This window comes from Sphingobacterium sp. GVS05A, from assembly GCF_019969845.1.
Taxonomy (GTDB): Bacteria; Bacteroidota; Bacteroidia; order Sphingobacteriales; family Sphingobacteriaceae; genus Sphingobacterium.
In genome coordinates this window covers 146,620-173,377 of the sequence record NZ_JAHXYR010000010.1, presented here as the reverse complement: position 1 = coordinate 173,377, position 26,758 = coordinate 146,620, and the positions used below count along the sequence as shown (strand labels likewise).

Below are 26,758 nucleotides of genomic sequence, written 5' to 3'. Positions count from 1 at the left end.
CGGATAACATGATCAGACTATTCTAGGATTTGATCGGCTGATTTAACCTCTTCATTCACCGGGCTCTTTGAACTGTCTCGATAACGATCACTTCTGATATTTTTCCTTAACCGTTGCTTAGCCCTGGGACAATCAGCTGTTTTCGGTCATGTAAATACTTGGCGGCATGCCATAGTGTTTATGGAAATCTCTCGAAAAATTGGATTGTACAGTATAGCCCACCATCGTGGAAATTTGGGTAATGTTATATTTTCTTTGGACTAGCAATTCGGCTGCTTTCTTTAAGCGGGAGATATTGATCAGTTCATTGGGTGTCAGGTCAGATAAGCCTTTAATTTTACGGTATAATGTTGGCCGGCTCATATTCATTAAGCGCGCCAGCTCGTCCACATTGAGGTCGATATCTGAAATATTATCATAGATCACTGTGTTGAGCTGGCTGATAAAATCCTTGTCAGGAGCCGATACATTAATATCCGTCAGATTAGAAATGGAAGAATTTGTAAAATAATTTTTGATGATCTTACGGTTATTTAGGATGTTTCTGATCTGTACGGTCAGGAATTCCAGTGAAAAGGGTTTTTCGATATACGCATCAGCACCGATTTTCAGCCCATTAATTTTAGAATCAAGTGCATTTTTGGCGGTGAGGAAGATAACCGGAATATGGCTGTACAGGATATCACTCTTGATACGTTTGCAAAGAGCGATGCCGTCCATAATAGGCATCATGATATCTGTCAAGACGAGCTGTACATTGTCCTGATCCAATATTTCAAGTGCTTCAGCTCCATTGCCAGCACGTAGAATTGTATAATCAATTTTCAGCTCCTTATTGAGGTAGGCCAAGATTTCTTTGTTGTCTTCGACAATCAGGATGACAGGTTTTTCGACGTTTTGATCTATTTTTGCTTGCCGTTTGTCTTCGTTAGGAACCACTGTCTCTTCGAGGATTGGTTTGATGTCCAAGGTCTGCTCCTGCAGGATTGGGAGCGAGAGCAGAAAGATGTTCCTATTTTCTTCCGTATAAGCCAGCGATAATGAACCCTGGTGAAGCTCGACCAGGGAGCGGGAGAGAGGAAGGCCAATACCCGTCCCGGTATCTTTGTTCGATTCGTTTAATCGGTAAAAAGGTTCAAATATTTTTTCCCTTTTTTCGAAGGGAATAATATCACCATCATTTCGAAATTCGATATTGAACATAATATCATCACTGTTGAAAGGAAGCAATTTGACATGTACCTGATGAGCAGCATATTTTATGGCATTATGAATCAAGTTGGTGAATATTTTTCGCAAAGCTTCTTCATCGACTTGGGCAGTGAGTGTAATCCGGGGCAAGGAAAGATCATATTGCAACATCTTTTCCTTTGCGAGTGTGTTCAGATCATTGAAAACGTCAAGTAACAAGTTGTTAATGTCCGTTTTTGTAAAGATAAGGCTCATATTATTTGTTTCTGCTTTTCTAAAGTCTAAAAGTTGATTAGTTAGCCTAATCAGCCTTGTAGTGTTTTTTTCGATCAAGGCAAGGTCATTTACCGTGTCATTAGCTTCAAATTGATGTGTACGGATGAGTTTCTCCAGTGGCATTTTGATTAAAGTCAGTGGTGTACGGATTTCATGGGCTAGATTGGTGAAAAACTCAAGTTTAAGATTATAGACTTCTTGTTCCTTTTTACGTTCATAGCTATCCATTTTTTGCGCGTTATTTGCTTTGATCAGCAAAAAGTAATACCTCAAGATCAATAAAATAATTGTACTAAAAGTAACGAAATAAATGGTATACGCCCAGCTGGATGACCACCAGGGGGGAGAGACGACAATACGTAGCTGTTTTTCCGCCGGGTTCCAGATTCCATTATTGTTAGCCCCTTTAAATCTAAAGGTATAGGTTCCGGGAGGAAGCTTATTATAATATATTTTTTGGTTGCCTGTAATATCCGTCCAGCCCTTATCATACCCCTCCATGATATAACGATAGGCATTGCTTTTTGGGGAAACAAAGCTCAGGGCTGCGATATTAAAACTGATATTGGAACTGTTATAGGACAGTTGAATCTCTTTTGATAGTGAGATGGATTGTTTCAGTATGCCATTTTCACGAACTGGTATGCTCTCGTTGTTGATCTGAATGTCACTAATAAATATGGGCGGGATAAAGCTATTCTTAATGGATTTTGTCGGGTTAAAGCTTACCATTCCCTTTATGGTGCCAAAATATAATGTACCGTCGTTATCTTTAAATGCTGAATTATAATTAAACTGATCCGCGGGAAGCCCGTCTCTCGATGTATAGATGACCATATGGGGGAGATTTCCGTCCAGTCTGACCAGTCCACCACCTGTTGATATCCATATGCTGTTATTATCGTCTTCCAATACTTTAAATACTTGATTGGAAGGTAAACCCGATTCGGTCAGATAGTTGGTGAAATGCCCATCACGACGGTATTTTGAAAGGCCACTTTCGGTGCAAAACCACAGATTTTTTTTGCTGTCTTCAAATAAGCCATTGACGTAATTATTGACGAGCGTATTGCATTTACCTTGTTCGGAGCTTAAATGTTGTATCTCACCAGTACCGCGATTATATTGATAGACCCCGCTGCCATAAGTGTTGACCCAAAGTATACCATATTCGTCTTCGTAAATTCCTTGTATCCAGGCTTTAATAGGAAGGAGGTTAAAATTGTCGCTGTGTTTATTGTAGCCATATAATGCACGATCCGTTCCGACAAACATGCTGTTGTCTCTGGATTTAAAGATGCAAACAGCGAAGCTACTTTGCAAGGGGCCTCTACCGATGCGGTCATAGTGCTTTTTTAATTCTCCGGTCTTTACGTCGAGTATATCCAGTCCATGTGTTGTGGAGCCTACCCAGAGCTCATCGCCGATTGTTGCGAGGCCATGGACATTGTTATGTGCAATACTTCCCTTTTTTCCATTGGCAACAAAATGCTGGATCTGTTGTGTTTGAGCATCTATTTTGTTTAGACCACCATCTTCTGTACCTATCCAGAAATTTCCATAGTTATCTTTTTTTATGTCATGTACGATATTCCCTGATAAGGCAGATTTTCCAAATCCATACAAGTACTTTTTGAAATTGTCGAATTGGTTGCTGTATTGGTTAAAACCGCCGAAAAATGTTCCAAACCAGATGTTATCTTCACGGTCCCGATAGAAATTCAAAACAGCATTGTCCGATATGGCAAATGGATTGAGCAGATCCTTTTTGATGTGTTGGCTCTGACCTGTATGGATGTCATAAGTATATATTCCAGTCTCCGTTCCGATCCAGTATACCGACTCTGTCTGTTGGATAATACAATTTGCCTGGATGACTTTTTGGGGGTAATGGTTTGCAAATAAGTTTTTTAACGTTCCGTTTTTAAAATCAAACAGGTAGGCTGAATTGATGGTGCCGACCATGAGTAAGGAGTCGTTGATGGCGTAGACGGTCTTTGTGTTAGCCAGTGCTTTCCGATCTGCTTTTTTGAGTGCAATTTGAACAAATTTGCCAGAGTTGACCTGATAGCGTTCGATTGTACTGTTAATATCTGTGGTCCACAGCCCGCCTTTTTTGCTGCTGGTAATGGCTACTAGGGTGTTTTTGTTTTGATCAAAAGGAACGATTTCCGTCGTGTAAGGATTATAACGATAGAGTTTTCCCGTGGAAAGCAGCCAGATAAAACCTGCATATTCATGTATGGCATTTACCTCTCCAATCGGTATTCTATTGAATGGTTGGAAGTTTTCTTTAACCGGATTGTAACAATAGGTCCCCCGTGTCGTTCCTACCCATAGTATACCTTTGCTATCGGTAAGGATACTTAAAATAGACGAGCTCCCGATGCTTGTGGGATCTGAAGCATTGTGCCTAAATATCTTAAATTGATTGCCATCAAAACGATTAAGACCATTCCTAGTCCCTAGCCAAAGAAAGCCCTGGGTATCTTGCGTAATACACTTAACAGAACTATTTGAGAGACCATCGTGGGGTTGATAATTTTTAAAATAGAACGATTGCGCCTGTAGGTTAGTCCATACAAGTAGGAGATAGAGGATAGGTATAAGGGTTATTACGCGCAAAATTGATAATGTATCTCTAAAAATAGTCAATAAAAAAGAAAAAAAAGAGTTTTGCTGATACACTGTGATATAAAATTGAGACGCTATGATTGGGGTTGCAGTAAAGATTTTCTCATTTTTATGGAACGATAATAACCAAATATAAACGTATGTCTTGCCCTAAAATTATGACAGTGAAAACCTGTAATCTTATTTTTCAGCGAGTTTCTTCTCAATGTTTAGCGTTGATGATGCTATATTTCAATGTCTTAAATTTTTGCACTGTTTCTAATTTGGTTTCTCTCGAAGTATGTTGTTTTAAGAAGGTCAGTTGTCGCTATTTGACGGGTGCCTAATGAAGCACGAAATTTTTGATTGCGATAGATTTTGAAATCACTTAACATTATTTGAACAGGACATAGTTCAACATAATATAATCAATTAAACCACCAATTTAGAAGCGTATGAAAAACAAACTACTTGCGCAATGTGTAATGATGCCAGCATTACTGCTTACAACCTTTTTTGCGGTAGCCCAGACCAGGGTACTGAAAGGAAAGGTTGTGGATGAGACCCAAAGTCCATTGACTGGTGCTACCATTAAAGTAAAAGGGAGTACTACAGCAACAACCACCGATGCTGACGGTGGATTTTCAATAAATATCAGTAATGATGCGAAATCACTTGAGGTATCCTATATTGGCTATGCAACCAAGGAAGTACCAATTGCAGGCAACGACATGACCATTGCACTTGAACCTGGCTCCAATCAGGGGTTGGATGAAGTGGTTGTCATTGGTTACGGTACTGCTCGTAAAAGAGACCTGACGGGATCTATGGTAACGATTGGTGCCAAGAATTTTAATAAAGGTATAATGACGAGCCCTGATCAATTGATCCAGGGAAAAACTCCTGGTGTAATGGTTATTAACAACACGGGGCAGCCAGGTGGATCAACCACAGTACGTATCCGTGGTAATTCGTCGATCCGGGCGAGCAATAATCCGCTATTTGTACTTGATGGGGTGCCAATGTCAGGTAATTCACCATTGCCGGAGGGCAGGGGCGGATTTTCCTCGGATAGAGGGAACCCATTGACTTACCTGAATCCAGGTGATATTGCAAGCATGGATATCTTGAAAGACGCTTCCGCTACAGCAATCTATGGGTCACGTGGAGCAAATGGAGTTGTTATAATCACAACGAAAAAAGGAAAAGTCGGACCACCGGAAATTTCTGTTGGTGCTTCTGCGGGGGTATCTACGATGCGTGAATATCCGGATGTGCTAAATGCGTCGCGATTTAGAGAAGCATTGAATTATTATACGCCTTCTGAAGTAGCAAATTCTGACTTTGGCGGTAACGAAGATGCTTTTAAAGCAATTACAAGAAAAGCAATAACTCAAAATTACTATGCAGATGTAGCCGGGGGTACTGAGCACGGGAAATATCGCTTATCTGGTGGATATTTAAACCAAAATGGTATTATCCGTGGATCCCAATTGAAGAAATATACTGCAAATTTTAGCGGTAACTTTCGCTTTTTGGAAAACAAAAGATTAGGACTTGACTTCGCTGTGTTCTTAACTCAAATGGATAACAAATATGCACCAATCAACGCAACCGTGGGGTCGGAAGGAAATGTAATCTCGCAGGCCCTACAATGGAATCCAACAAGACCATTGCGCGATGATAAAGGCAATTTAACATTTGTTAGTTCAACCACACGTAATCCATTGACCAGTATCGAAGCGTTCAAGGACGTTGCAACGACAAACACCATGGTGGTCAATTTGGCACCTTACTATAAAATTACGGATGATTTAGAGTACCGATTTATCTATAGTGCCATGCGACAAACTGGTAACCGTGAAGGTATGTATAGAGCTGGGCTAATTGATCCATCGGCAGTGAATAATGAGCAAGCATTTATCTCTAATAATGGCGAGACAAATTTGCAGATGACACATATGCTTTCTTACAACAAACAAATCAACGATGACTGGAGTGTAAACGCTGTTGCTGGTTATGAGTATTTGGATTATAATTACAACAACAACATCTCATTCGGTGGCGGATTTAAGTATATGGGATTAGATTACTTTGATTATTTGCAATACTCGACAGTTTCAACCCGAGAAATAGCTTCTTACAGAAGTCCGACCAATCAATTGCAGTCATTTTTCTTACGTGGTGGATTTAATTATTTGGATCGCTATTTATTTACAGCGACAGCGCGAAGAGATGGCTCAACTAAATTTGGTGCTAACAACAAATATGCAATGTTCCCATCCCTTGCGATCGCTTGGAATGTGGCGCAGGAAGAGTTTTTGAAATCCAGCGGAATTTTTGATCAGTTGAAAGTTAGAATAGGATGGGGAAAAACAGGGAATCAAGAATTTCCTTCGGGAGCCTCATTGAATAGATTTACCTTCGGCAATCAAAGTGTAGGTAGAGCCAACTTTCAAAATAGAGATCTAAAATGGGAAACCTCCACAACACTCAATGCTGGTATTGATTTCTCTGTATTAAAAGGACGTTTGTACGGTTCAATTGACTATTTCAATAAGAAAACTACGGATGCCTTATTTGAACAGACATTAGCACAGGATGGCCCTGCTGGACGTATCTGGGTAAATTTGGATGGTGAAATTGTCAATAAAGGGGTAGAGATTGCATTGACAGGTACAATCGTGAAAAATGACAACTGGACTTGGGATTTGACCGGTAATGCTACATTCCTAAAAAATAGTGTGAGCGGTTTGGTTGGTTATTATGAAACTGGTGCATTGAGAGGACAAGGTTTCTCAGGTGTATTGGGACAGCGCATGGTCAATGGTCAACCATTAAATGTATGGTATTTGGCCGATTATCAGGGTATTGATCCGCAGACAGGGACAAGTATGTATCGTAGTCACGACGGAAGCATCAATACAACGAATGATCCTGCAAGTAACAAATTTTATATGAATAGCCCTAATCCTACTACTTTGCTAGGTCTTTCGACCAATGTTAGCTATAAGCAATTTTCTTTGGCGGCGAATATGAATGGTGCACTTGGGCATTACTTATTCAATAACACTGCCGCGACAACTTTAGGCATCAGTAATTTGTCTTCCCGTAATATTGGCTCGGCTTTCTTTGATACATCTGTTAAAGAATCCACATCGAATTCAGCGTCAGCCTCGACACGTTATCTGGAAAAAGGAGATTATTTAAAAATGGCTAATTTGACATTGAGCTATAAGGTGGGCAACATAGGGAAAACACTTAAAAATTTAAATGTTTCCCTCACCGGACAAAACCTCTTTATCATAACTAAATATACAGGCTTCGATCCGGAGGTTAACACCGATGGTTCCAGTAATGGTATCCCATCATTGGGTATTGAGTATTTGCCTTATCCTCCAGCCAGAAATATTCTATTGGGGGTGAACTTCTCACTATAAGTATATTGTTAAATGTCATTGGATAACAAAAATATAAGACAGATGAAATTAAGAACTTTATTATATATCGGAATAATCGGTTCAGTTGTGACAAGTACATTCTCTTGTACAAAACTGAAGGAAGAATTTAGGGGTGAACTAGAGGAGGGGACATCGGCTATAGATCCGGGGGCACTCTTAGTGACTGCTTATAATTCTTTAAATACTCCTTATCAACAGGAACAGCGTTGGGTAATGCAGGAAATATCAACAGATGCGGCGATGGCCCCTACGCGTGGTGGTGATTGGGATGATAACGGAATGCACCGGGCAATTCATCTTCATACCTGGAATGCAGATAATGGTTATATGAATAATACCTTTGTTAGTTTAGGTACTGCAGTTTACAACGCGGGTGTTGTCGTGCGTAGCAATCCAAATGCACAGCAGGCTGCAGAAGCAAGATTTATCCGCGCTTTGGCCATGTTTGATCTCTTGGATCTCTATGGAGTAGTGCCTTTACGACAGGGCCCCTCACTTGAAGATTTTAAAATAGCGCCAGATGTATTGCAGCCGCAGGCAGCCATTGATTTTATGGTAAAAGAACTGAACGAAATCTTAAGTAGTTTACCCGCCAATGGGCCAAGAGCGGCTTATGTAGCAAATAGGAATGCCGCAAGAACATTATTGATGAAAATCTACTTAAATAAGGGCGCATTTTTAACTCGGCAAACACCAACTTTTGCGGCAGAGGACATGAATAAAGTGGTTGCTTTAGCAAAAGAAATTACCGCAAGTGGAGCATATACGGTATCTGCAAAAGGAAAGTATTTTGATAATTTTGCCCCGGATAATGATGAAAAATCAACCGAGAATATCTATACCTTATTCAATAAAAATGGAGAAAGAGGTGGTAATGTGGATCGAACCTGGAATACAGTTGCCCATTATAATCTGAATCCAGGAGGATGGAATGGCTGGTGTACACTCTCGGATTACTATGATAAATTTGCGGCGGCAGATGAGCGTAGAGGTATTTACTATGACTATCCAGCAGATACTACCTCAAATAGAACCAAGAAATTCCAACGTCAGAATGTAGGCTTTTTTGCCGGACAGCAATATAATTGGAGTACCAATAAGGCCCTAATGGCTCGAAACCCTTCAACAGCACCCCTATCATTCACACGTGAAGTAACAATCAGGACTTCGGGGACCACATTGGAAACGGCAGGTATCCGCCCAATGAAGTATGCATTTGACTATGCGGTGACTGGACAACGGAATAACGATTGGGTTGTGTTTCGTTACTCTGATGTGTTATTAATGCAAGCAGAGGCTGTATTGAGAGGTGGGACAGGTTCTGCTTCAGAAGCTCTAGATTTAGTCAATAAAATTCGTACCAATCGTGGCGTTACTAACTTCACGACCTTGACGCTCGACAATCTATTAGATGAGCGTGCACGTGAATTGTATTGGGAAGGTTGGCGGAGACAAGATCTGATCCGATTCGGCAAGTTTTTACTGGCATGGCAAGAGAAGGCAGCTGATCCAGATCCAAAAACCTTGATTTATCCAATTCCTAGCCAACAGATTGCGGTAAACCCTAACCTGAAACAAAATCCAGGTTATTAATACGCAAAAGCTACAGTTGCTCCCTAGGAGGCGGCTTGTAGATTGCTGATTTTTTATTAAAGGTATTTAGACTATCGTCATTACTGTGGTAGTTTAAATACTTTTTTTGTTTGGGCAAATTAGCGATTTTCTGAAGCTGCTAGCTGTATATCCCTCAAAATTCCCTGATGATACCTATTGAACCCGAAAATATTATCTTGTTTTTTTGATAAAAAATAGTCACTTTAGTTGTGGATAACTAGCCAAAGAGGATTGGTTATTTGACGGTTAAAACTTAGAAACTTTCAAATAGCTTATTCCATTACAAGATTTCATCGGAAAGATTGTATGGAAATACGACCATCTAAATGTAGAATATGATTAATGACATCCTACAGCGCGCACCGACTGACGAAAAAGAATTTTTTCTAGTCTATCGTTATTGGTATAGAAAATTATATTATTTTTTATATCAGAAAACGCAGTGTTCGGATCTCGCTGAAGATGTTGTCCAACAAACATTTCTGATCATTTGGGAACGTAAAAATGGGGCAGATCAGCGGGTGCTATTCAGTACACAGCTCTTTCAGATTGCGCGTACCAAATTGATTGACGAACTTCGCAGGCAGGCCTTAAACCGAAAATACGTAGATTTTGAGAAACCTTTTGTGCTGAGCCAGTATGAAGATATGGAAAGACGGATCGCCTACAAAGACGAGTTGGAATATGTCAAAGGGCTGATTGCGCAAATGCCCTTTATGAGGCAGCAGGTCTTTTATCTACATAAGTTTGAAGAGTTGAGTTACAAAGAAATTGCCGTCAAATTATCTATTTCGCCTAAGACCGTAGAGAATCACATTAGTATCGGTTTAAAATTCATTAAGAAATTTTTCAAATTGCTTTAGGGGATAAGGTAACCTTTATTCGTATAACAGTTAAATACCTGCTCGCAAATGGGCAACAACTGTTATGAATCGTAAGCAATTATTAAATAAATTCCTGGCAAACCAATGCTCAGCGGAAGAGGCTAAACTTGTCTTCTCTTGGCTTAATGAGAACCCGAAATTATTGGATGACCTGATCTCGGAGGATGATTGGACCTCTTATATTGCACAGGAGAAAAATGTTAAGCGTAGGAATGGCAATATCTCCAAGATATTTACTGTTTTTGTCGTCTTTGGCTTGCTGTTTTTTTGCTCAAATCTGTTTGAGGAACGACAAGGTCAAATTGCACAAGAGATCATTAGGAAGACCTATTATAATCCGTTATCTCGGCCCAAAGAAATCATTACGGACGATGAATCTCATCTTGTTCTTGCACCGGGAGCATTGGTGCAGGTCAGAATAAAATCAAATCTTGATTTCAGATATGTAAAGGTATTGGAGGGAAAAGTTCAATTTAAAGTAGCAAAAGATCCATCTAAGCCTTTTATTGTGGAGAGTGATCAATTGACAACAACCGCACTCGGAACACAATTTATTGTAAACTACACAAGTCGCTCTAAAGACGTCCTTGTACAGTTGCTGGAAGGGAAGGTACGTGTGGCACATGTAATGCAAAGTGCCGAGCATGTAAAAATCCTGAAACCTGGACAGCAAATTTACTTCTCAGCAGCTTCGCAAATGGTTCTTTCCGACTTCGGAAACACTAGTAAAGGAGCTGACCGTGTAGTTAATTTCTTGCCACAGCTTATAGGTACAGCGAAAGAAAAAGAATATAGTTACCCAATGACGATTCATCAATCGGCAAACTGGTTGGAAATGGAACAAACTTCCCTGTCCGAAATTATCCAATACATCAATCATGAACTAGATATGCCTGTATCGTATGATTCGTTACTGGTCAGGAATTATCGTTTAAAAGGGCGTTTCCGGAGGAATGCGGCTATGGATTTACAGGATAAAACACAACTGGCTGAATCCATTCTACAATTGATTGTTGAAGTAAATCCATTTAAGTTGGAAAAACAACAGAACACATATATACTCAAACCTAAAAAATAGAATTATGGTAAAACTCAACTTAACCAAGAAACCATTTTTTGTTTTGCTGCTCCTGACACTGATGTCCTTTCAATGTCTGGCTGGAACGATCAATGGTATTGTCAAGAATGCTGCCGGACAGCGTCTAGCTGGGGTCAGTATCGTATTGAAAAATGCGGGAAGTAATTTTTCGACGAGCAGTTCTAGTGCATCAGACGGGAGCTTTCGTTTTGCGGAAGTCCCTAATGCCAAAGGTTATGAATTAACCTTTTCCTATGTAGGTTATCAGACTTATGTAGAAAAAGATGTACAAGTGTCAGTTTCGGGCGCGACAACCCTGTCTATTATCCTGGAGGATCAAGTCAACCAATTGGAAGATGTAGTGGTGATCGGATATGGTAAGCAGAAAAAAAGTGATCTGACGGGGGCCATTGCTTCGCTTTCGAGCAATGAGCTAACAAAAGGCGGTGCTGTGAGTAATGTCGGGCAAGCATTGCAAGGAAAAGCTTCAGGAGTAGTAGTAACACAAAATTCGAAAGCTCCGGGTGGAAGTACATCTATTCGGATTCGAGGAACAAATTCCATCAGTGGAAGTAATGATCCATTGTATGTTATTGATGGTTTCCCTACAAATAATGGGATCAATATCAACCCAGATGATATCGCCTCCATGGACATTCTCAAAGATGCATCAGCAACAGCGATCTATGGATCCAGAGGTGCAAACGGTGTCATCATCATTACGACGAAAAGAGGTAAGACAGATCAAAATAATATTACTTATAGTGGTTATGTGGGGACACAAAATCCGATTAATCCCTTCACTTTTTTGGATGGCAAGCAATATATGAATCTGGCTAATGCATTGTATAAAGAAATTAAGGGACGAGAAAATCAGGAATATGCAGTATACACAAAATCACAGCTTGAGTCGGATGTCAATACCGATTGGATAAAAGAGACGATGCGCAATAGCATTTTGCAGAATCATAACCTACAGTTTTCTGGAGGTGGTGAGAAAACAAAAGTATTGACAAGCCTAGGCTATTTTGATCAAAAAGGAGTTCTGAAGACAACGGATTTTAATCGGGTATCGGGGCGTATCAATGTGGATCAAAAAGTTAACGATTTTATTCGAGCTGGTGCAACTTTGTCTGCCCAACGAGAGAAATCCAATATGCAGGTTTATGATGGAAATATTTTGAATTCCAATGTATTGTATAGCATCCTTACTTATGATCCTACGGTTCCAGTGTATAATGCCGATGGTAGCTTTGGAAGGCCTCCGGGCGGACAGGGTGATAATCCATTGGCCAACTTAATTTCTCGAATCAACGATGTGCAACGCGACAAATTAAATGGAAATATCTTCGTCGAAGTCAATCCGATCAAAGAATTGACATTACGTATGAATGCTGGGACAGAGATTACCCATGACCAATTAGGTAGCTATCTAACCAGAGATTCTTATCAAGGGGGCATCGACGATGGGGTTGCTAGTCAGGCTGACTATAATGAAACACATAATCTTATTGACTTTTACGCGACATACGCAAAAGTATTTAACGAAAAGCATAGCTTGAATGTGATGGGCGGTTATTCGTACGAAAAATATGTGCGTAACAATAAGGGCATAAACGTTAAAGGATTTTCGACTGATTTATTAGAGTACAATAATGTAGGGATGGCTTCGAGTATTACTGGCGTGAATTCGGCAAAATCTGAGAATCTCGTGATCTCTTTCTTTGGGCGTGTAAATTATGCTTATAACGATAAATACCTGTTGACGGCGACTTTAAGAAGGGATGGCTCTTCGCGTTTCAGTCCCAATCACCGTTGGGGAACTTTTCCTTCAGCGGCCTTTGCCTGGAAAATCTATAATGAGGACTTTATGAAAGAGCAACAGTTGTTTTCAGATTTAAAGTTTAGATTGGGCTACGGTCAGACCGGAAATGACCGCGTGGCGGACTATGCTTCCTATGGCTTAATGGATAATGGACACTATACTTTTGATGGCGTCAATAACGCCGGTGGTGTAAAGCAAAATCCGAATTACCCTGAAAACGATAAACTAAAATGGGAATCCACCACGCAGTATAATGTGGGGGTTGATTTTTCATTCTTTAAAAATAGATTGGCATTTACCCTGGATGCTTATTACAAGAAGACAAACGATCTCTTGATAAGAAGTATACTGCCATACTACACTGGATATAGCTCTGGACAGCGTAATCTGGGAACGATGAATAATAAAGGATTGGAGTTCTCGGTAACAAGTAAGAACATGACGGGTGAATTTAACTGGGAAACAAAATTGAACCTTGCGATGAACCGTAATAAAGTTTCCAGTCTCGGTGGTGAACCAGATCAACTATTGACTTCTTCAAAACCAATGGGCAATGTCTCGGAAGAGGCTTATTCCGTGATTCGTGTAGGTGAATCGCTAGGATCCTTGTTTGGTTATAAATATCTTGGTGTGATCCAACAGGGGGAGAAGTATGCTCCTCAACCTAACTCAGATCCTGGTGATCCGAAATTTGCTGATGTCAATGGTGACGGCACGATCAACTCAGCTGACCGTACAATCATTGGTCGGGGATATCCGAAATTGAATTTTGGTATGACCAATACATTTACATATAAACATTTCGATCTAACTGCGTTTGTCTATGGGAATATAGGAAACGATATGCTCAATATGACACGTATGAATCTCGAATGGCAACGGAGTACAGAAGCGTTGAACCGATGGACACCGACTAATACCAACACGGATATCCCAAGAAATGGATTTTATTATATGAGTTATGGCGGGTATATCAATGATCATTTTGTTGAAAATGCATCTTTCTTACGTTTACGGAACTTGACATTGGGTTATACCGTTCCATTGAAAACGAAAGCAATTCAATCCATCCGTGTGTACGGCATGGCAGAAAACTTATTTACAATCAGTAATTACTCCGGTTGGGATCCCGAGGTGGATACTAAAGGTTATGAAAATGATGCGTTGGTAAAGAATAGATCCGGAAATAACCAGAGTGCTAATGCTGGTGTGGGATTGGACTTCAATTCCTATCCTTCAATGCGTTCATTTACTTTTGGCGTTAGTGCCACATTTTAATATGTAACACCCAAAAATTCTATACGACATGAACAAGATTAAAACGAATATAAAATATATGCTGGGGATAGCTGGACTAGCCTCTATTCTTACAGGAAGTTTGCAAAGTTGCACCAAGCTCGAACCAAAGTTATATAGCGATCTAACAACTAAAAACGCCTATTCAACAGAAAGCGATATTAATGCAGCCTTAACAGGTATATATACAAGTTTGTCACCTTATCCCGGTGATGCCTATCTATATTATGCGGGATATCTGGTGATGATTACAGATTATGCGACTGATATAGGGTTTTCTACGGCAGCTGGAGATCCTACACGGATGAGTAATTTTACATACGATGACAATAACCGGTATTTTAAGTTCAACTACCAGAATATGTACCAGGTTATCAGTAATGCGAATATGCTGATTGACCGTATTGAAAATGTAACGATCTCTGAGGGGCGTAAAAAGGAAATTATTGCACAGGCGAGATTTCTGCGCGCTTTATCCTATATGGATCTAACGGATGCTTGGGGGCCTGTGCCGCTAATTACTACGGTTAAAAATCCTACAGAAAGCTACAATGAGCCCTTGGCTCCCGTTGAAAAAATCGACGCACAGATTGCAGAAGATTGTCAATATGCAATGGATAACCTTCCGGAAAAATGGGCCGCCGAAATTGGACGTGCGACAAAAGGTGCCGCGCTTACACTGATGGGCAAGATGTATATGCGTTCACATAACTATGAAAAAGCAAAGACTTATATTGATCAAGTACTGGCGCTGCGAAACAAAGGTATATATAAATTAAACCCTGACTTTAAGAAAGAATGGTCTGATGACAATAAGGTGGATATGGGTTTGATCTTTGGTGTTCTACATGAACCTACATTAAATGGAGGCGAGATTACAAACCACTTTGGTCCAACCGATAATCCAGAAGTACCGGATAGATGGCAATATTACGGTGTATCATTGGATTTTTGGCGGAAGTATAGTGATCTCGATCCGCGAAAAAAATTCTTCTATTACAATTACGAGGGTAAAGCGGCACGTGATAAAAATACGAAACATGGATTTTTTTACATGCTACCAGCAAAAGGGCAGACAACACCGCCTAGTGATACAGTGAAGTTTTTGCAAAATGTCGCTACAAAAAAATACTCCTACGATATGGTCAACAACTCCTATCTTGATGGACGGACCATACAAGTATTTCGTTTAGCGGATGTGATTTTGTGTAAAGCGGAAATTGAAAATGCATTGAATGGGCCCGCAGCTGCATTGCCTTACATCAATGAAGTTCGCAAACGGGCTGGTGCACCAGCTTATGGTGATCATCCAGACTTCCCAGTACCGACAAGTAAGGACCAGATGATTGATGCGTTGGTGGATGAACGTGGTTTTGAACTGGTATTCGAGTATAAAAGACGCCAAGACTTGATCCGATTGGGACGTTATGAAAAAGTGAGTAATGCCTATCTTAAAGGTCGCGGATTGAGGGAGAATGTTACTGAAGCAATGCGGTATTTTCCTTATCCATTGGAAGAGGCCCGCTTACATCAGGAAATGACTGCAGCAAATCCATCACGATTGCCTAAATAATAATAAGACGGAATAAAAAAATATGTGCAGATGAAATTCTTCAAAGCAATTATCGTATTAACGGCCATAGTGGCTGCCTCTGCCGGTTACTATTATTACAGCAATCAGGTAGAAATCGAAACGATTGAACTCACATCACCCAATAACCTGCCCCTCGATGAGGATATTCATGTACGTCTGAGCAAAGCTGCGGATGCCTATGTCGAATATTGGAAAGAGGATGGTGGGCAGGTCCATCAAACCGTTGTGTCGAAATCGTCACTGAATCATAACTTTCATCTCTTGACGCTGGAACCTAATAGCAGCTACAAATTTCGGATAGTCATCGATCAAGTAATCCCCATCAAATCCAGTGAAAGGTCTTTTAAGACAAGACCGCAATCGCCATGGATGGTGCATGATTGGATCAAAGCCGACCACCCGCATGATGAAAAAGCACTGGGGAATGGCCTGGTATTATTATGCTATCGCGGTTATCCAGGCTATATGGCTATGGTCGACGGGAAAGGAACGATCCGATGGTATTGGCAAGATGAGAAATTGGGTGTACGCCTGGCTTCATTAACACCTAGGGGAACAATTTTAGCCTTACTGGCTCCTGCAAGTAAAGATGAGTTCAATAAGCCCAACCAACCGAGTAAGAAATCAACCAATGCCAGTTATTATCTGCGCAGCGGAAGGATCGGATTTGTAGGCGGGACTGTATTGGTAGAGATTGATCTGACAGGAAAGGAAATTACCCGGATCGATCTGGATAAAAAGGGGATCGTCATGCATCACGACGTACAGATGGATAAGCAAAATAATATCGTTGGTATCGTCAGGGATTTTAGAATAGATGATAGACCCGGTCATCCAAAAGATACGCTTTGGGGAGATGCTATATTGACCATGGATACCAAAGGCAATGTGTTGAAAAAATGGTCCCCCTGGAAAAAATGGGATATTCAGAACGATAAAAAATTGGATAGCCTAAAACATGACCGATTCCACTTTAATACCATTTCCTTTGACAGGGACAGCAATTACCTCACTTCTTCACCAATTGAAAATCAAGTTTGGAAAATTGATGCGAAAACGGGCGATATCCTCTGGAAACTAGGAAAGGACGGTGATTTTAAATTGAAGGAAAAAGACTTGTTCTATTTTCAGCATGCACCGCATATCACCAAAACTGGTGAACTACTTCTTTTTGATAATGGCGATTTCTCCCCTCGTGATAGTACAACGGCCAATAAACAGTCCCGTGCCATCGCCTTCATCCTTGACCAAAAGAACAAAACGGCAACATTAGCTTATGCAGCCCCTATTCCTAAAAAACAATTTACTGCAAGAATGGGAAGTGCTTATGAATTGGAGAATGGCAATCTGCTGCAAACAAGCTCAAAGACCGGATCGGTGCTCATAACAGATAAAAAAGGTAAAGTACTCTGGGAGTTAAATGCCTATTTTATACCTTATCGTGCCCTGTATGTCCCCGAAGAAATTTGGAATAAATATCGAAAAAACTAATGCATAAAAAAGCATAAGATCACCTTGAGCTGAGTGTGGTATATATCCGGTATAATCACTTTCGCTCAAGGTGACTTTAATGGCAATTAATAACTATTTACGTGTACTGGCTTTTGTGTACACCTAACACCTTGTATGATGAAGAAAAGAACAGCCTATAGTAAGCTGGCAACAATCCTTGCCGTATCATTATTCGTAAACGCTGTCCATGGACAGCTGGCTTATCCGCCTGAAAAGCAAAAATGGGATGCGGATCAACTTGGTAATCACCGTGCGGTTCTCAAGATAAATACAGATCAAAAAGAGGTTCAAGCTGTTATTCCTTGGCGTAACCGATGGGTTGAGGATAATCAAGAGGTCATAATTGTTGATAGTGCGAGTAATAAACAGGTAACGTCGATTAATTATCTCTGGATGAATGCAGAATCGGGTGGCTTAGGTTTTCGTCCGACTTCAGGCAAGGGAATATATTATGTTTATTATTTACCTTATAAAATGGGTGGACGTAGCCGAAATTATCCGGATGCGATCTACTTGAAAAATTCAACGCCAGCACCCGTTCAAGCGGCAAAAAATGGCGCTATTAGTTCCAAAGGTATCACTGTTGAACGGTTTGAAGCGGTGGATCAGTATAATAGCAATGATCCCATGGAAGTGCTGGCTACTAAAGCGGAGATCAAAAGCTTCTTGAACAGCAACGCAAAAGAAGATTATTTTGTTTTTCCTGAAAGACGGGAGTCTCCCATAAAAATGGAAAATAACCTCCCACAACTGTGGATGACGAAAACTAAGGTTCCGAATCAACTGGAGGGAAATGCACAAAAAGGCGAATACTATGCTTTTCAATTGGGATTGTGGTCGCCGAAGCGAGACCTTCAAACAGTTCAGGTATCATTTTCGGATTTTAAGTCTAGCGATGGGGTAATTATTGCTGCCAATAGCTTGAACTGTTTAAATACGCAAGGCACGGCTTATACAGGAGAGGCGATGCATTTGACTGTGAATGTACCTGCTAACAAGATACAAGCCCTTTGGTGTGGCATGCAAGTGCCGGAAAATATTCCGGTGGGGACTTATGTCGGCACAGCCACGGTAAAAGCGAATAATGCTACAGCCAAGAAGGTCAAGCTTGTATTTCATGTGTCGGACAACGCCAGTGGACTGGCAAGTGTTGACCAACCCTGGAAAATGACTCGATTGCCCTGGCTGAATTCAACGCTGGCGCAAAAGAATACTGTCATTGCACCCTATACGCCAATTGCTTTGACAGCTGATTCAACCTTACAGCTCTTGGGACGTGAAGTTAAGTTGAGCGCAAGTGGTCTGCCCAAACAGATCAGTACATTTTTTACGCCCGAAATGACATCGATCTCAAAAAAGCCAAATACATTGTTGTATGAACCTGTACATTTTCATTTCTATCGTGCCTCAGACGGAAAGGAAATACAGCTACAAGCTTCGGGCGTTCAATTTAAAGAGAAAAATGAAGGTGAGTATCGTTGGATAGCCAAAAATGAATCTGCCGACCTGACGATGGAAGTGGAGGGGAAACTGGAATTTGATGGTTATCTACATTATGTGGTTAAACTAACAGCATTAAATGATATCACTTTAAAAGATATCAATATGCATATTCCAGTCATGCCTGACAAAGCAAACTATTTTATGGGGCTAGGACAGAAGGGAGGAAAGCGACCGGAACAGCTTTCGTGGAAATGGGATGTCGCAAATAAGAATCAAGATGGCGGCTGGATTGGTTCTGTAAATGCAGGACTTCAGTTTTCACTGCGCGATGAACATTATTCACGGCCACTTAACACAAACTTCTATCTTCAAAAACCATTGGTGCTGCCAACCTCCTGGGGTAATGAGAATAAAGGTGGAATAGATATCGGTCTCAAGGGCAAATCGGTTTTGGTCAATAGCTATAGTGGTGAACGTCAGCTTAAAAAAGGAGCAGTACTTTATTATAATTTTACTCTATTAATTACACCATTCCATCCGATAAATACTGAAACACAATGGAATGAACGCTATTATCACGCTTATAAACCGGTAGATTCGGTCGTGGCAAGTGGATCCAATGTCATTAATATCCACCATGCTAACGTGATCAATCCCTATATCAATTATCCATTTATCGCGACCAAAGAGATGAAGCAATATATTGATCAGGCACATCATGCAGGATTGAAAGTGAAGATTTACAATACGGTACGCGAGGTTTCCAACAGAGTGTACGAGCTCTATCCTTTGCGGAGCCTAGGCACGGAGGTGTTTTCACCCGGAAAGGGTGGCGGCTATTCTTGGTTGCAGGAACATGTGGGAAACAATTACCTTGCCGCTTGGTATGTACCCGAATTTAAAGATGCTGCCGTTATCAACAGTGGTATGAATAGATGGCACAACTATTATGTAGAAGGCATGAACTGGCTGGTAGATAATATTGGTATTGATGGAATTTATCTTGATGATGTTGCTTTTGACCGGGTAACAATGAAGCGTATCAAGCGAGTGTTGACCAAAAATGGGAAATCGGGCCTAATTGATTTACACTCTGCGAATCAATATAACAAAAGCGATGGCTTTAACAACAGTGCAAATCTCTATCTCGAGCATTTTCCTTATATCAATAGATTATGGTTTGGCGAATATTTTGATTACGAAAATAACCAACCTGATTTCTTCTTAACAGAAGTAAGTGGGATCCCTTTTGGATTGATGGGCGAAATGCTTCAGGATGGCGGTAATCCTTGGCGCGGAATGATCTATGGGATGACTAATCGGATGCCTTACCAAAAGCTGACACCGAAAGATTTATGGAAGACCTGGGATAACTTTGGTATCAAAGGGAGCAATATGATTGGCTACTGGTCACCAAACATCCCGGTAAAGACAGATAACGAGAAGGTATTGACAACAGTTTATAGCAGACCTGGAAAAGCGATGGTCGCTATAGCTAGCTGGGCCGATACGGACGTTGATGTGGTACTAGCTATTGATTGGGATAAATTAGGTATTGATCCGAAAAAGGCGAAACTATCGATTCCAACAATAGCCGATTTTCAATCGGGTAAACCATATAAATTTGGAGATAAGATTTCTATTGCTAAGAATAAAGGAATCATTCTTTTAATAGAATAATAGCCGTAGTCTGTATATAGCGTGGAGTTATTTTAGGTTCCATGGGGAGTAAGGGCTGGGGGAATGTTGTTGTCGAAATTGCCGGGAGTTATAGGAAAACTTTTGGTGGCTAGTGAATTAATGAATAAATACATATTTCAATGAAAAAATGGATAGTGATATTATTGCTGGGGAATTGTACGCTCACGGTATTGGCACAGCAGCCGGCAAGGATTTCTGAAATAAAAAAACGCTATACGACTTATCCGTTTTCGGATCCAGACCCGATCGCTTCAGCACAGAAACTTTATCCTTATTTTCGATTTGACGGTTTTACAAATACTTCCATTGAAAAAGAATGGAAGACCGTGATCTTGGAAAATGATTATATCCGTGTTCAGGTTATGCCCGAAATAGGGGGCAAGATCTGGTCTGCCTATGATAAAGTAGGAAAGCGGGATTATATCTATAACAATGGGGTCGTGAAATTCAGAGATATTGCAATGCGGGGACCATGGACAAGCGGAGGTATTGAAGCGAACTATGGAATTATTGGCCATACCCCCAATACGTCTACTCCCGTGGATTATCTGTTACAGGAGCATACCGATGGCAGTGTTAGTTGCTTTATTCATGCTTTTGATCTTTTGAGCCGTAGCAACTGGACTATGGAAATTCGTTTAGAAAAAGACAAAGGCTATTTCTCCACGCGTTCTTTCTGGTCCAATAGCAATGCCGTTGAACAACCTTATTATACCTGGATGAATTTAGGAGTGGAGGCTGGCGAGGGTTTGAAGTTTTTGTATCCAGGGAATAAGTACATCGGTCATGATGGAGATGCACATCCATGGCCCATTGACGATAAAGGACGTGACCTATCCAATTATCGTGAAAATGCATTCGGCAGTTCGAAATCTTACCACGTCCTTGGGGCACATAGTAAGGCCTTTGGAGTATATTATAAAGATCGTGATAATGGCATGGCCCGATATGCCCTGCGTGAAGATAAATTGGGCAAGAAAATATTTCTGTGGTCACAAGCGGGCGATGGACAGATCTGGGAGAAGCTGCTGACAGATCAGAGCGGTCAATATGTGGAGATCCAAAGTGGTCGATTATTCAATCAAAATGTGCCGTCAAGTAGTTTAACCCCATTCAAACAAATTGGATTTGCCCCCTATCAGAGTGATGCATGGACGGAGTATTGGATGCCTTTTGCTGGCATAGGCGAACCTAAAGGTTTTCAATTATCCGCGGCACTACAGGTGAAGCAAGAAGCGAAAAAGCTACTGTTGACCGTCGATCCCAAACGACCGCTACAGGACAGCATCTTTGCACTCGACAGTAATGGTATGAGGCTGGGGGGGAGCTATCTGTCCGCTCAAGTGGGGGAAGTAAAACACATTGCTTTGAAACTAAAAAGTGAAGATGTTCCCTCTTATCTCAAAATAGGGAAAGATTATTTTGATTTAAGGCAGAATGAGCTTGCTGCTGCATTGAATCGACCTACTGGATCAAATAGTGGAGTAGCGATAGATAGCAATCAAACCAAACTATTTGAAGTACGGGACTTACTCCGGTTTAGGCAATATGGTGTAGCGGAAAACATGTTAAATGGGTTGACGGAAAAGCAAGTTCCCAAATTGGATTTCTTGTTGGAAAAGGCCAAACTTGCTTGGTTCAAAATGAATTATAAGCAATGCTATGACTATGCACGTCAGGCGTTAGCGATTGATACATACCATGCTCCCGCTAATTATTATTATGGTCTGGCTGCGATTAAGTTGGGAAAGACACATGATGCTTTGGACGGATTTGAAGTTGCATCCTTAGATCCTACATGGCGCAGTGCTGCTTATCTACAGCTTGCCAAGTACCACTACCGGATTAAGCAGGATGAGCCTGCGCTTGCCTATACTGAAAAAGCGATACTAGCGAATCCGTTAAATATAGATGCCCTGCAATTACAGCTACTTATTCAGAAACGAAAAGGGATAACGCTGGATACGGCTTTGTGTCAACGTATTGCCCAATACGATCCTTTCAATGCCTTTATTCAATTTGAAGAGAAAAATGAAGTGTTATCAAAGCAGGAATTCGCTTCGGAAAAATGCTTTGAACTGGCTATTTGGTATGCCGATCTACACGAATATAAACGTGCTATTACCCTACTCAGTAAGAATAAGCCGCATACGGAGATGCTATTGTGGCTGGCTTGGCTGACTAGAGAGGAACCAATAGTGAGCCGGGGCTACCTGACACGTGCTACAGCAAGCAGCCCTGCCTTTGTGTTTCCTTTTCGTGAAGAAAGTGAGCCGGTGTTTGAATGGGCCGGAGAACAGCTCAAAAACTGGAAAGTAGCTTATTTGAAAGCCTTACTTTATCGTTTCCGAAATCAAGGCGAAAAAGCGAAGCAACTATTAGCTGCCGTGACTACTGAACCGTCGGATTTTGGTGCTTACTTTGCCCTGAAATCCAGTCTTGAGGAAGATAAAAAGATCGATATGTCTATTACAGCTATGCGACTAGCAGTAACCGCCGAACCGAATGAATGGCGATATGGTCTTCGTTTAGTTGAATTATTAAATAAAGGAAAACAGTATGATCAGGCACTCCAGGTCAGTACAAAGTATCGCCGCGCGTTTCCAAAGAACTACATCCTGACCTTGGCACATGTACGGACTTTGTTGTTGAATAAAGAATATCAGCGCGCTGAAGCTGAATTGCAAAAGATCGAAATCCTTCCTTTTGAAGGGGCAACCGAAGGACATAACTACTATGTACAGACCAAATTAATGCTGGCCTATCAATACCTGCAGCAAAGAAAGTATAAGGAAGCAAACCTGAAGGTAGAAGAGTCAAGACTTTGGCCATCTCAACTCGGTGTAGGGGAGCCTTATCCTGATGAAAAAAATGAAATTCTTGCAGATTGGCTAGCAGCATATCTACAAAAGAAAATGGGGAATAGTACCGGTGAAACAAATCTTCTACAGCAGATAAACCAACGCAAGCAGTCCAAAAATAAGTACGAATCTCTACTTCAACAAGCAGCTATACAGCAATTAGCAAATAGGGGAATTACCGTCAGTAGCGGGAAAGTTGTTCCTTTAATTGACCAGTCAAATGCAAGCTTTTTTGATCAGATACAAAAAGATAATTTAACAACGTATTGGCCGGAGTTGATCCGACGAATTTATTTTGGGCAAGATCAGCGCATGTTTTAATTTCCTTCGCTGTTGATAGCTGTAAAAAGAGGAAGCTTTTAATGTTTTTTTGTAATCGATAAAAAAGATGTAGATTTAATTAAGCAAAAGATTAAATAAACAGTGAGAATGGTCCTTAGGCAACTTTACTTGATCGTATTGGTCATCGCGTTTTGCCAATGTCATGGTAATAGCAATGCTATAGCAAATAACGGAAAATTTCAGCCAGGAGTGGATACGATGGAAAAAGTGCGATCTGTTACCGGGCAATTCAAGTCAAACTATCGGGTTGTCCAGTTAAGCTCTGCAATGGAAAAGTTGCTTTTTGTGCTCAATAAAGGGGATATTTATCTTCCCGAAAATGGCTTTTTTCTGCAATTGAGTCCGAAGGATGCCAAGCGTCTTGGCAAAGATTATATTTTATTGATCCCCCTTTTTCCCGATAGAGGAAGTTTATTGTATAATTATGATCAGGACTTTACGTTTGAAATAATTGCTGTGCCAGGGGTGGAAAACTGCTATTATACCAAGAATGTCTCATTTTTCAATACCCATAATAAGGATAAAATCGCGTCTGAAAATGATCGTTATTCAGCATCTATTTTTAATAAGCCTACGTTGAAGGATACAATAGAGTGGGCAATTTTTACGGATTATCGCGACCTACGGGACCTGCCGCAATGGATAGATCACTTAGATAACAAGCAACAGGTTATCGTTCACTATGTGGGTTGCGCGGAAACACCTGATGGAGGGCTGGCAATACATGATTACAAGCCTACTGCGGTAGCTGATCTTGCAAGGGAACGATTAAACGATGTTAGAAATAAGATGGTATCCTTAGGTCCGCCGCAAGAGGATGCTCAAAGGGAACAATGGAAGACTTGGCTAGATAATTTGAGCCGCCTTTATCCAAAAGATCGATTCTTAAAAGAAGGGACAAAGGTATGGACGAAGACATTTAAGGAAAATACGAATGGGCTATTTGCCCTAGATGAAACAAACGGCAAAATCATTAGGTTACACCCTCAACCGGATTATCTTAATTTTAAGGATCAGCAACTGTTGTTAATCAATCCTTCTGACAGTAGTATTCAAGTCAGTACAATTGCTTCTCCACAACAACCAAATGCCCAGGAATTCTTCGATTTTAGAGTTGAAAATGGAGCTCTATTTACCATTAATAAACTATTCCAATGGGGACATTACATTGCGGAACCAGCCAATGTAAAAAACATATTCTATAAGGAAAGGGCTTCCAGAAAATTACTGTCCGAGGTACGGGATATGATTATCGATCGCTGTTATATGACACAGGAGTATAGTTATATCCTCTATCATAAGGACCGGACAGTGAATTATGAAATGTTATGTATTAACAGTAGGACAGGCGCAATAATTGCACAAAAATCATTAGATAGATTTTTGACAGAAGCACATATTACCAAAGGAAAAATCGAGTATTTGCCCTTTGCGACAATGAACCGAACTACCGAAAACTTTCCCCTGCTGTTTAAATTAAATGGGGTCGTATACCACATCTCACTCAATAACAAATTAATGCCCGTTGAAACAGCAAAGTTGCCAACGAATTTACCGTGGCATCCAAGCTTTTTGTCCGTTGATAAGCATGCCTTTTATTTTGATAAAGTCGATAATGAGCTGCAGTTCTATCCGGTCGATCACAGAGAGCCTATGCCATCAGTCAAACTAGCGGATCAGGTTTTTGATCGTTTTATACTGGTTCCAGATGGGGATAATTTTCGTTTTTTCTATGAATATGGGGATGCGTTTACACACGGAATAAAGACTATTTTAATTAATGGGGCTACATTTAAACAAGAGGGAGAAGCCGAGCTTGTTTATTCTTATGTTCCCTTGGAAACAGAATCCAGTGACAATACACCCAATAATTTAAAAGCTTTTAAAATTGGAAAGAAATGGATTGTTACTTTTATGCTGGAACAGGAGCTGATCGTGACGGAAATTTAATTTATCAGTGGATCTTCCATTGTTTTAACGGACAATGGAACTATGTGTTATAAAAATAAAGCCCGCTTAATTACTAAAATAGAGTGGGCTTTATTTTTTTGTCGGGATGGCCGGATTTGAACCGACGACCTCCAGCACCCCATGCTGGCGCGATACCGGGCTACGCTACATCCCGAATTATTCCGATATATAGATCTGATGATCCTAAACTTGTTTTTTCAGTAATAATTTTTGGTGGTGCTAAAATAATAATTATTGGCAAAAAATAAAATCTAAATAAAAAATAGGATGTCCAAACAAATGGTCGGACATCCTATTTTTTTGATTTTATGCGTATCCTCCAGTGCGCTCTTTTCGAAAATTCCATTCTTGGAGACACTTTTGTGATGGTAACAACTTCTTTTGAAGCTGTTTTTTGAAAAATTGCTGTTAGAATTTATATCCAACCATAATGCCTACTGTTTTATTCTTGGCATCCAAAGTTTTGTCTACGCTTGTGAATCCATGGCTGTAGTAAGCGTCTACTGTAAAGCAACTGACGTCAATGCCGATTCCTGCTCTGCCATCAAGAGAAAATTTCTTATAATCTGTAGCTGCACTGGATTTGACAGTCTTAAGGTCGTAATTTAATTGTGGGCCCAGTAGACCACGAAAACTGAAATCACCATTCTGCAAAAATGTATAACCGACCTGGAGGGGAAGATTGATCTGATAGAATTTAGGCGTCTTTTGTGTGTTTTCAAAAGTATATTCTTTTCGCAATAGACTAGCTCCAATGCCTGGTTGGAAGAAGATACGATCTCCAATCCGTGCAAAAGCAGCGACAGAAACCCCTACTTTGCCGTTATTGTCTTTAACGGATTTGTTGCCAAATGATGTCATGTGATAGTTGCTTCCTATATGTATACCATAGGTAACCTCCTGTGCTTGTACTGTACCTGTTATTCCGAATAATGTCAATGCCGCTAGGGCTGCTTTGATTGTTGTTTTCATCTGTGATACTATTTTTTTGTTATCTAGTTTTTCGTGTTCTTTTATTCTATGACAACGGAAAATCAGTATACCCTTAGAAAAAAAACATTTTTCTATTTTTAGATAATTAACTTTAGTTCCAATC

Annotated in this window: 12 protein-coding genes and 1 tRNA gene; 10 read left to right on the top strand and 3 right to left on the bottom strand. The window is 40.5% G+C overall.

The genetic code is table 11. The features are described from left to right. Positions 1–132: 132 nt before the first annotated feature. Positions 133–4,092: a two-component regulator propeller domain-containing protein gene (locus tag LC454_RS22625; protein ID WP_223584717.1), complete on the bottom strand. Its 3,960-nt coding sequence runs from the start codon at positions 4,090–4,092 to the stop codon at positions 133–135. 443 nt (positions 4,093–4,535) lie between these two features. Between LC454_RS22625 and LC454_RS22620 the strand changes: the two genes are divergently transcribed. The 10 genes from LC454_RS22620 (at position 4,536) to LC454_RS22575 (ending at position 25,641) form a co-directional block, all read left to right on the top strand. Next, a complete protein-coding gene (locus LC454_RS22620) occupies positions 4,536–7,520 on the top strand; it encodes a SusC/RagA family TonB-linked outer membrane protein (protein WP_223584716.1) in 2,985 nt (994 codons plus the stop codon). 42 nt (positions 7,521–7,562) lie between these two features. Continuing rightward, positions 7,563–9,134 (top strand): RagB/SusD family nutrient uptake outer membrane protein, encoded by a 1,572-nt coding sequence (locus LC454_RS22615; RefSeq protein ID WP_223584715.1) that lies wholly within the window; start codon positions 7,563–7,565, stop codon positions 9,132–9,134. Between the two features lie 356 nt (positions 9,135–9,490). Then, positions 9,491–10,018 (top strand): RNA polymerase sigma factor, encoded by a 528-nt coding sequence (locus LC454_RS22610; protein ID WP_223584714.1) that lies wholly within the window; start codon positions 9,491–9,493, stop codon positions 10,016–10,018. 64 nt (positions 10,019–10,082) lie between these two features. Continuing rightward, positions 10,083–11,117, top strand: a complete 1,035-nt coding sequence (locus LC454_RS22605; protein WP_223584713.1) for a FecR family protein — start codon at positions 10,083–10,085, stop codon at positions 11,115–11,117. Positions 11,118–11,121: 4 nt separating this feature from the next. Further along, complete coding sequence (locus LC454_RS22600) at positions 11,122–14,220, top strand: SusC/RagA family TonB-linked outer membrane protein (RefSeq protein WP_223584712.1); 3,099 nt, start codon at positions 11,122–11,124, stop codon at positions 14,218–14,220. Between the two features lie 28 nt (positions 14,221–14,248). Then, positions 14,249–15,811 carry a RagB/SusD family nutrient uptake outer membrane protein gene (locus LC454_RS22595; RefSeq protein WP_223584711.1) on the top strand — a complete coding sequence of 521 codons (1,563 nt, stop codon included), beginning with the start codon at positions 14,249–14,251 and terminating at the stop codon, positions 15,809–15,811. A 30-nt stretch (positions 15,812–15,841) separates the two neighbouring features. After that, positions 15,842–17,323 (top strand): aryl-sulfate sulfotransferase, encoded by a 1,482-nt coding sequence (locus LC454_RS22590; RefSeq protein WP_223584710.1) that lies wholly within the window; start codon positions 15,842–15,844, stop codon positions 17,321–17,323. A 135-nt stretch (positions 17,324–17,458) separates the two neighbouring features. Next, positions 17,459–20,467: a glycoside hydrolase domain-containing protein gene (locus tag LC454_RS22585; protein WP_223584709.1), complete on the top strand. Its 3,009-nt coding sequence runs from the start codon at positions 17,459–17,461 to the stop codon at positions 20,465–20,467. A gap of 140 nt (positions 20,468–20,607) precedes the next feature. Next, the gene (locus LC454_RS22580) at positions 20,608–23,670 is read left to right on the top strand and encodes a DUF5107 domain-containing protein (RefSeq protein WP_223584708.1); all 3,063 of its coding nucleotides are present in this window, start codon (positions 20,608–20,610) and stop codon (positions 23,668–23,670) included. Between the two features lie 108 nt (positions 23,671–23,778). Further along, complete coding sequence (locus tag LC454_RS22575) at positions 23,779–25,641, top strand: hypothetical protein (RefSeq protein ID WP_223584707.1); 1,863 nt, start codon at positions 23,779–23,781, stop codon at positions 25,639–25,641. Positions 25,642–25,742: 101 nt separating this feature from the next. Here the strand turns inward: LC454_RS22575 and LC454_RS22570 are convergent. Continuing rightward, positions 25,743–25,816 (bottom strand) — tRNA-Pro (locus LC454_RS22570). 254 nt (positions 25,817–26,070) lie between these two features. Then, the gene (locus LC454_RS22565) at positions 26,071–26,634 is read right to left on the bottom strand and encodes a porin family protein (protein ID WP_223584706.1); all 564 of its coding nucleotides are present in this window, start codon (positions 26,632–26,634) and stop codon (positions 26,071–26,073) included. Positions 26,635–26,758: the final 124 nt, after the last annotated feature.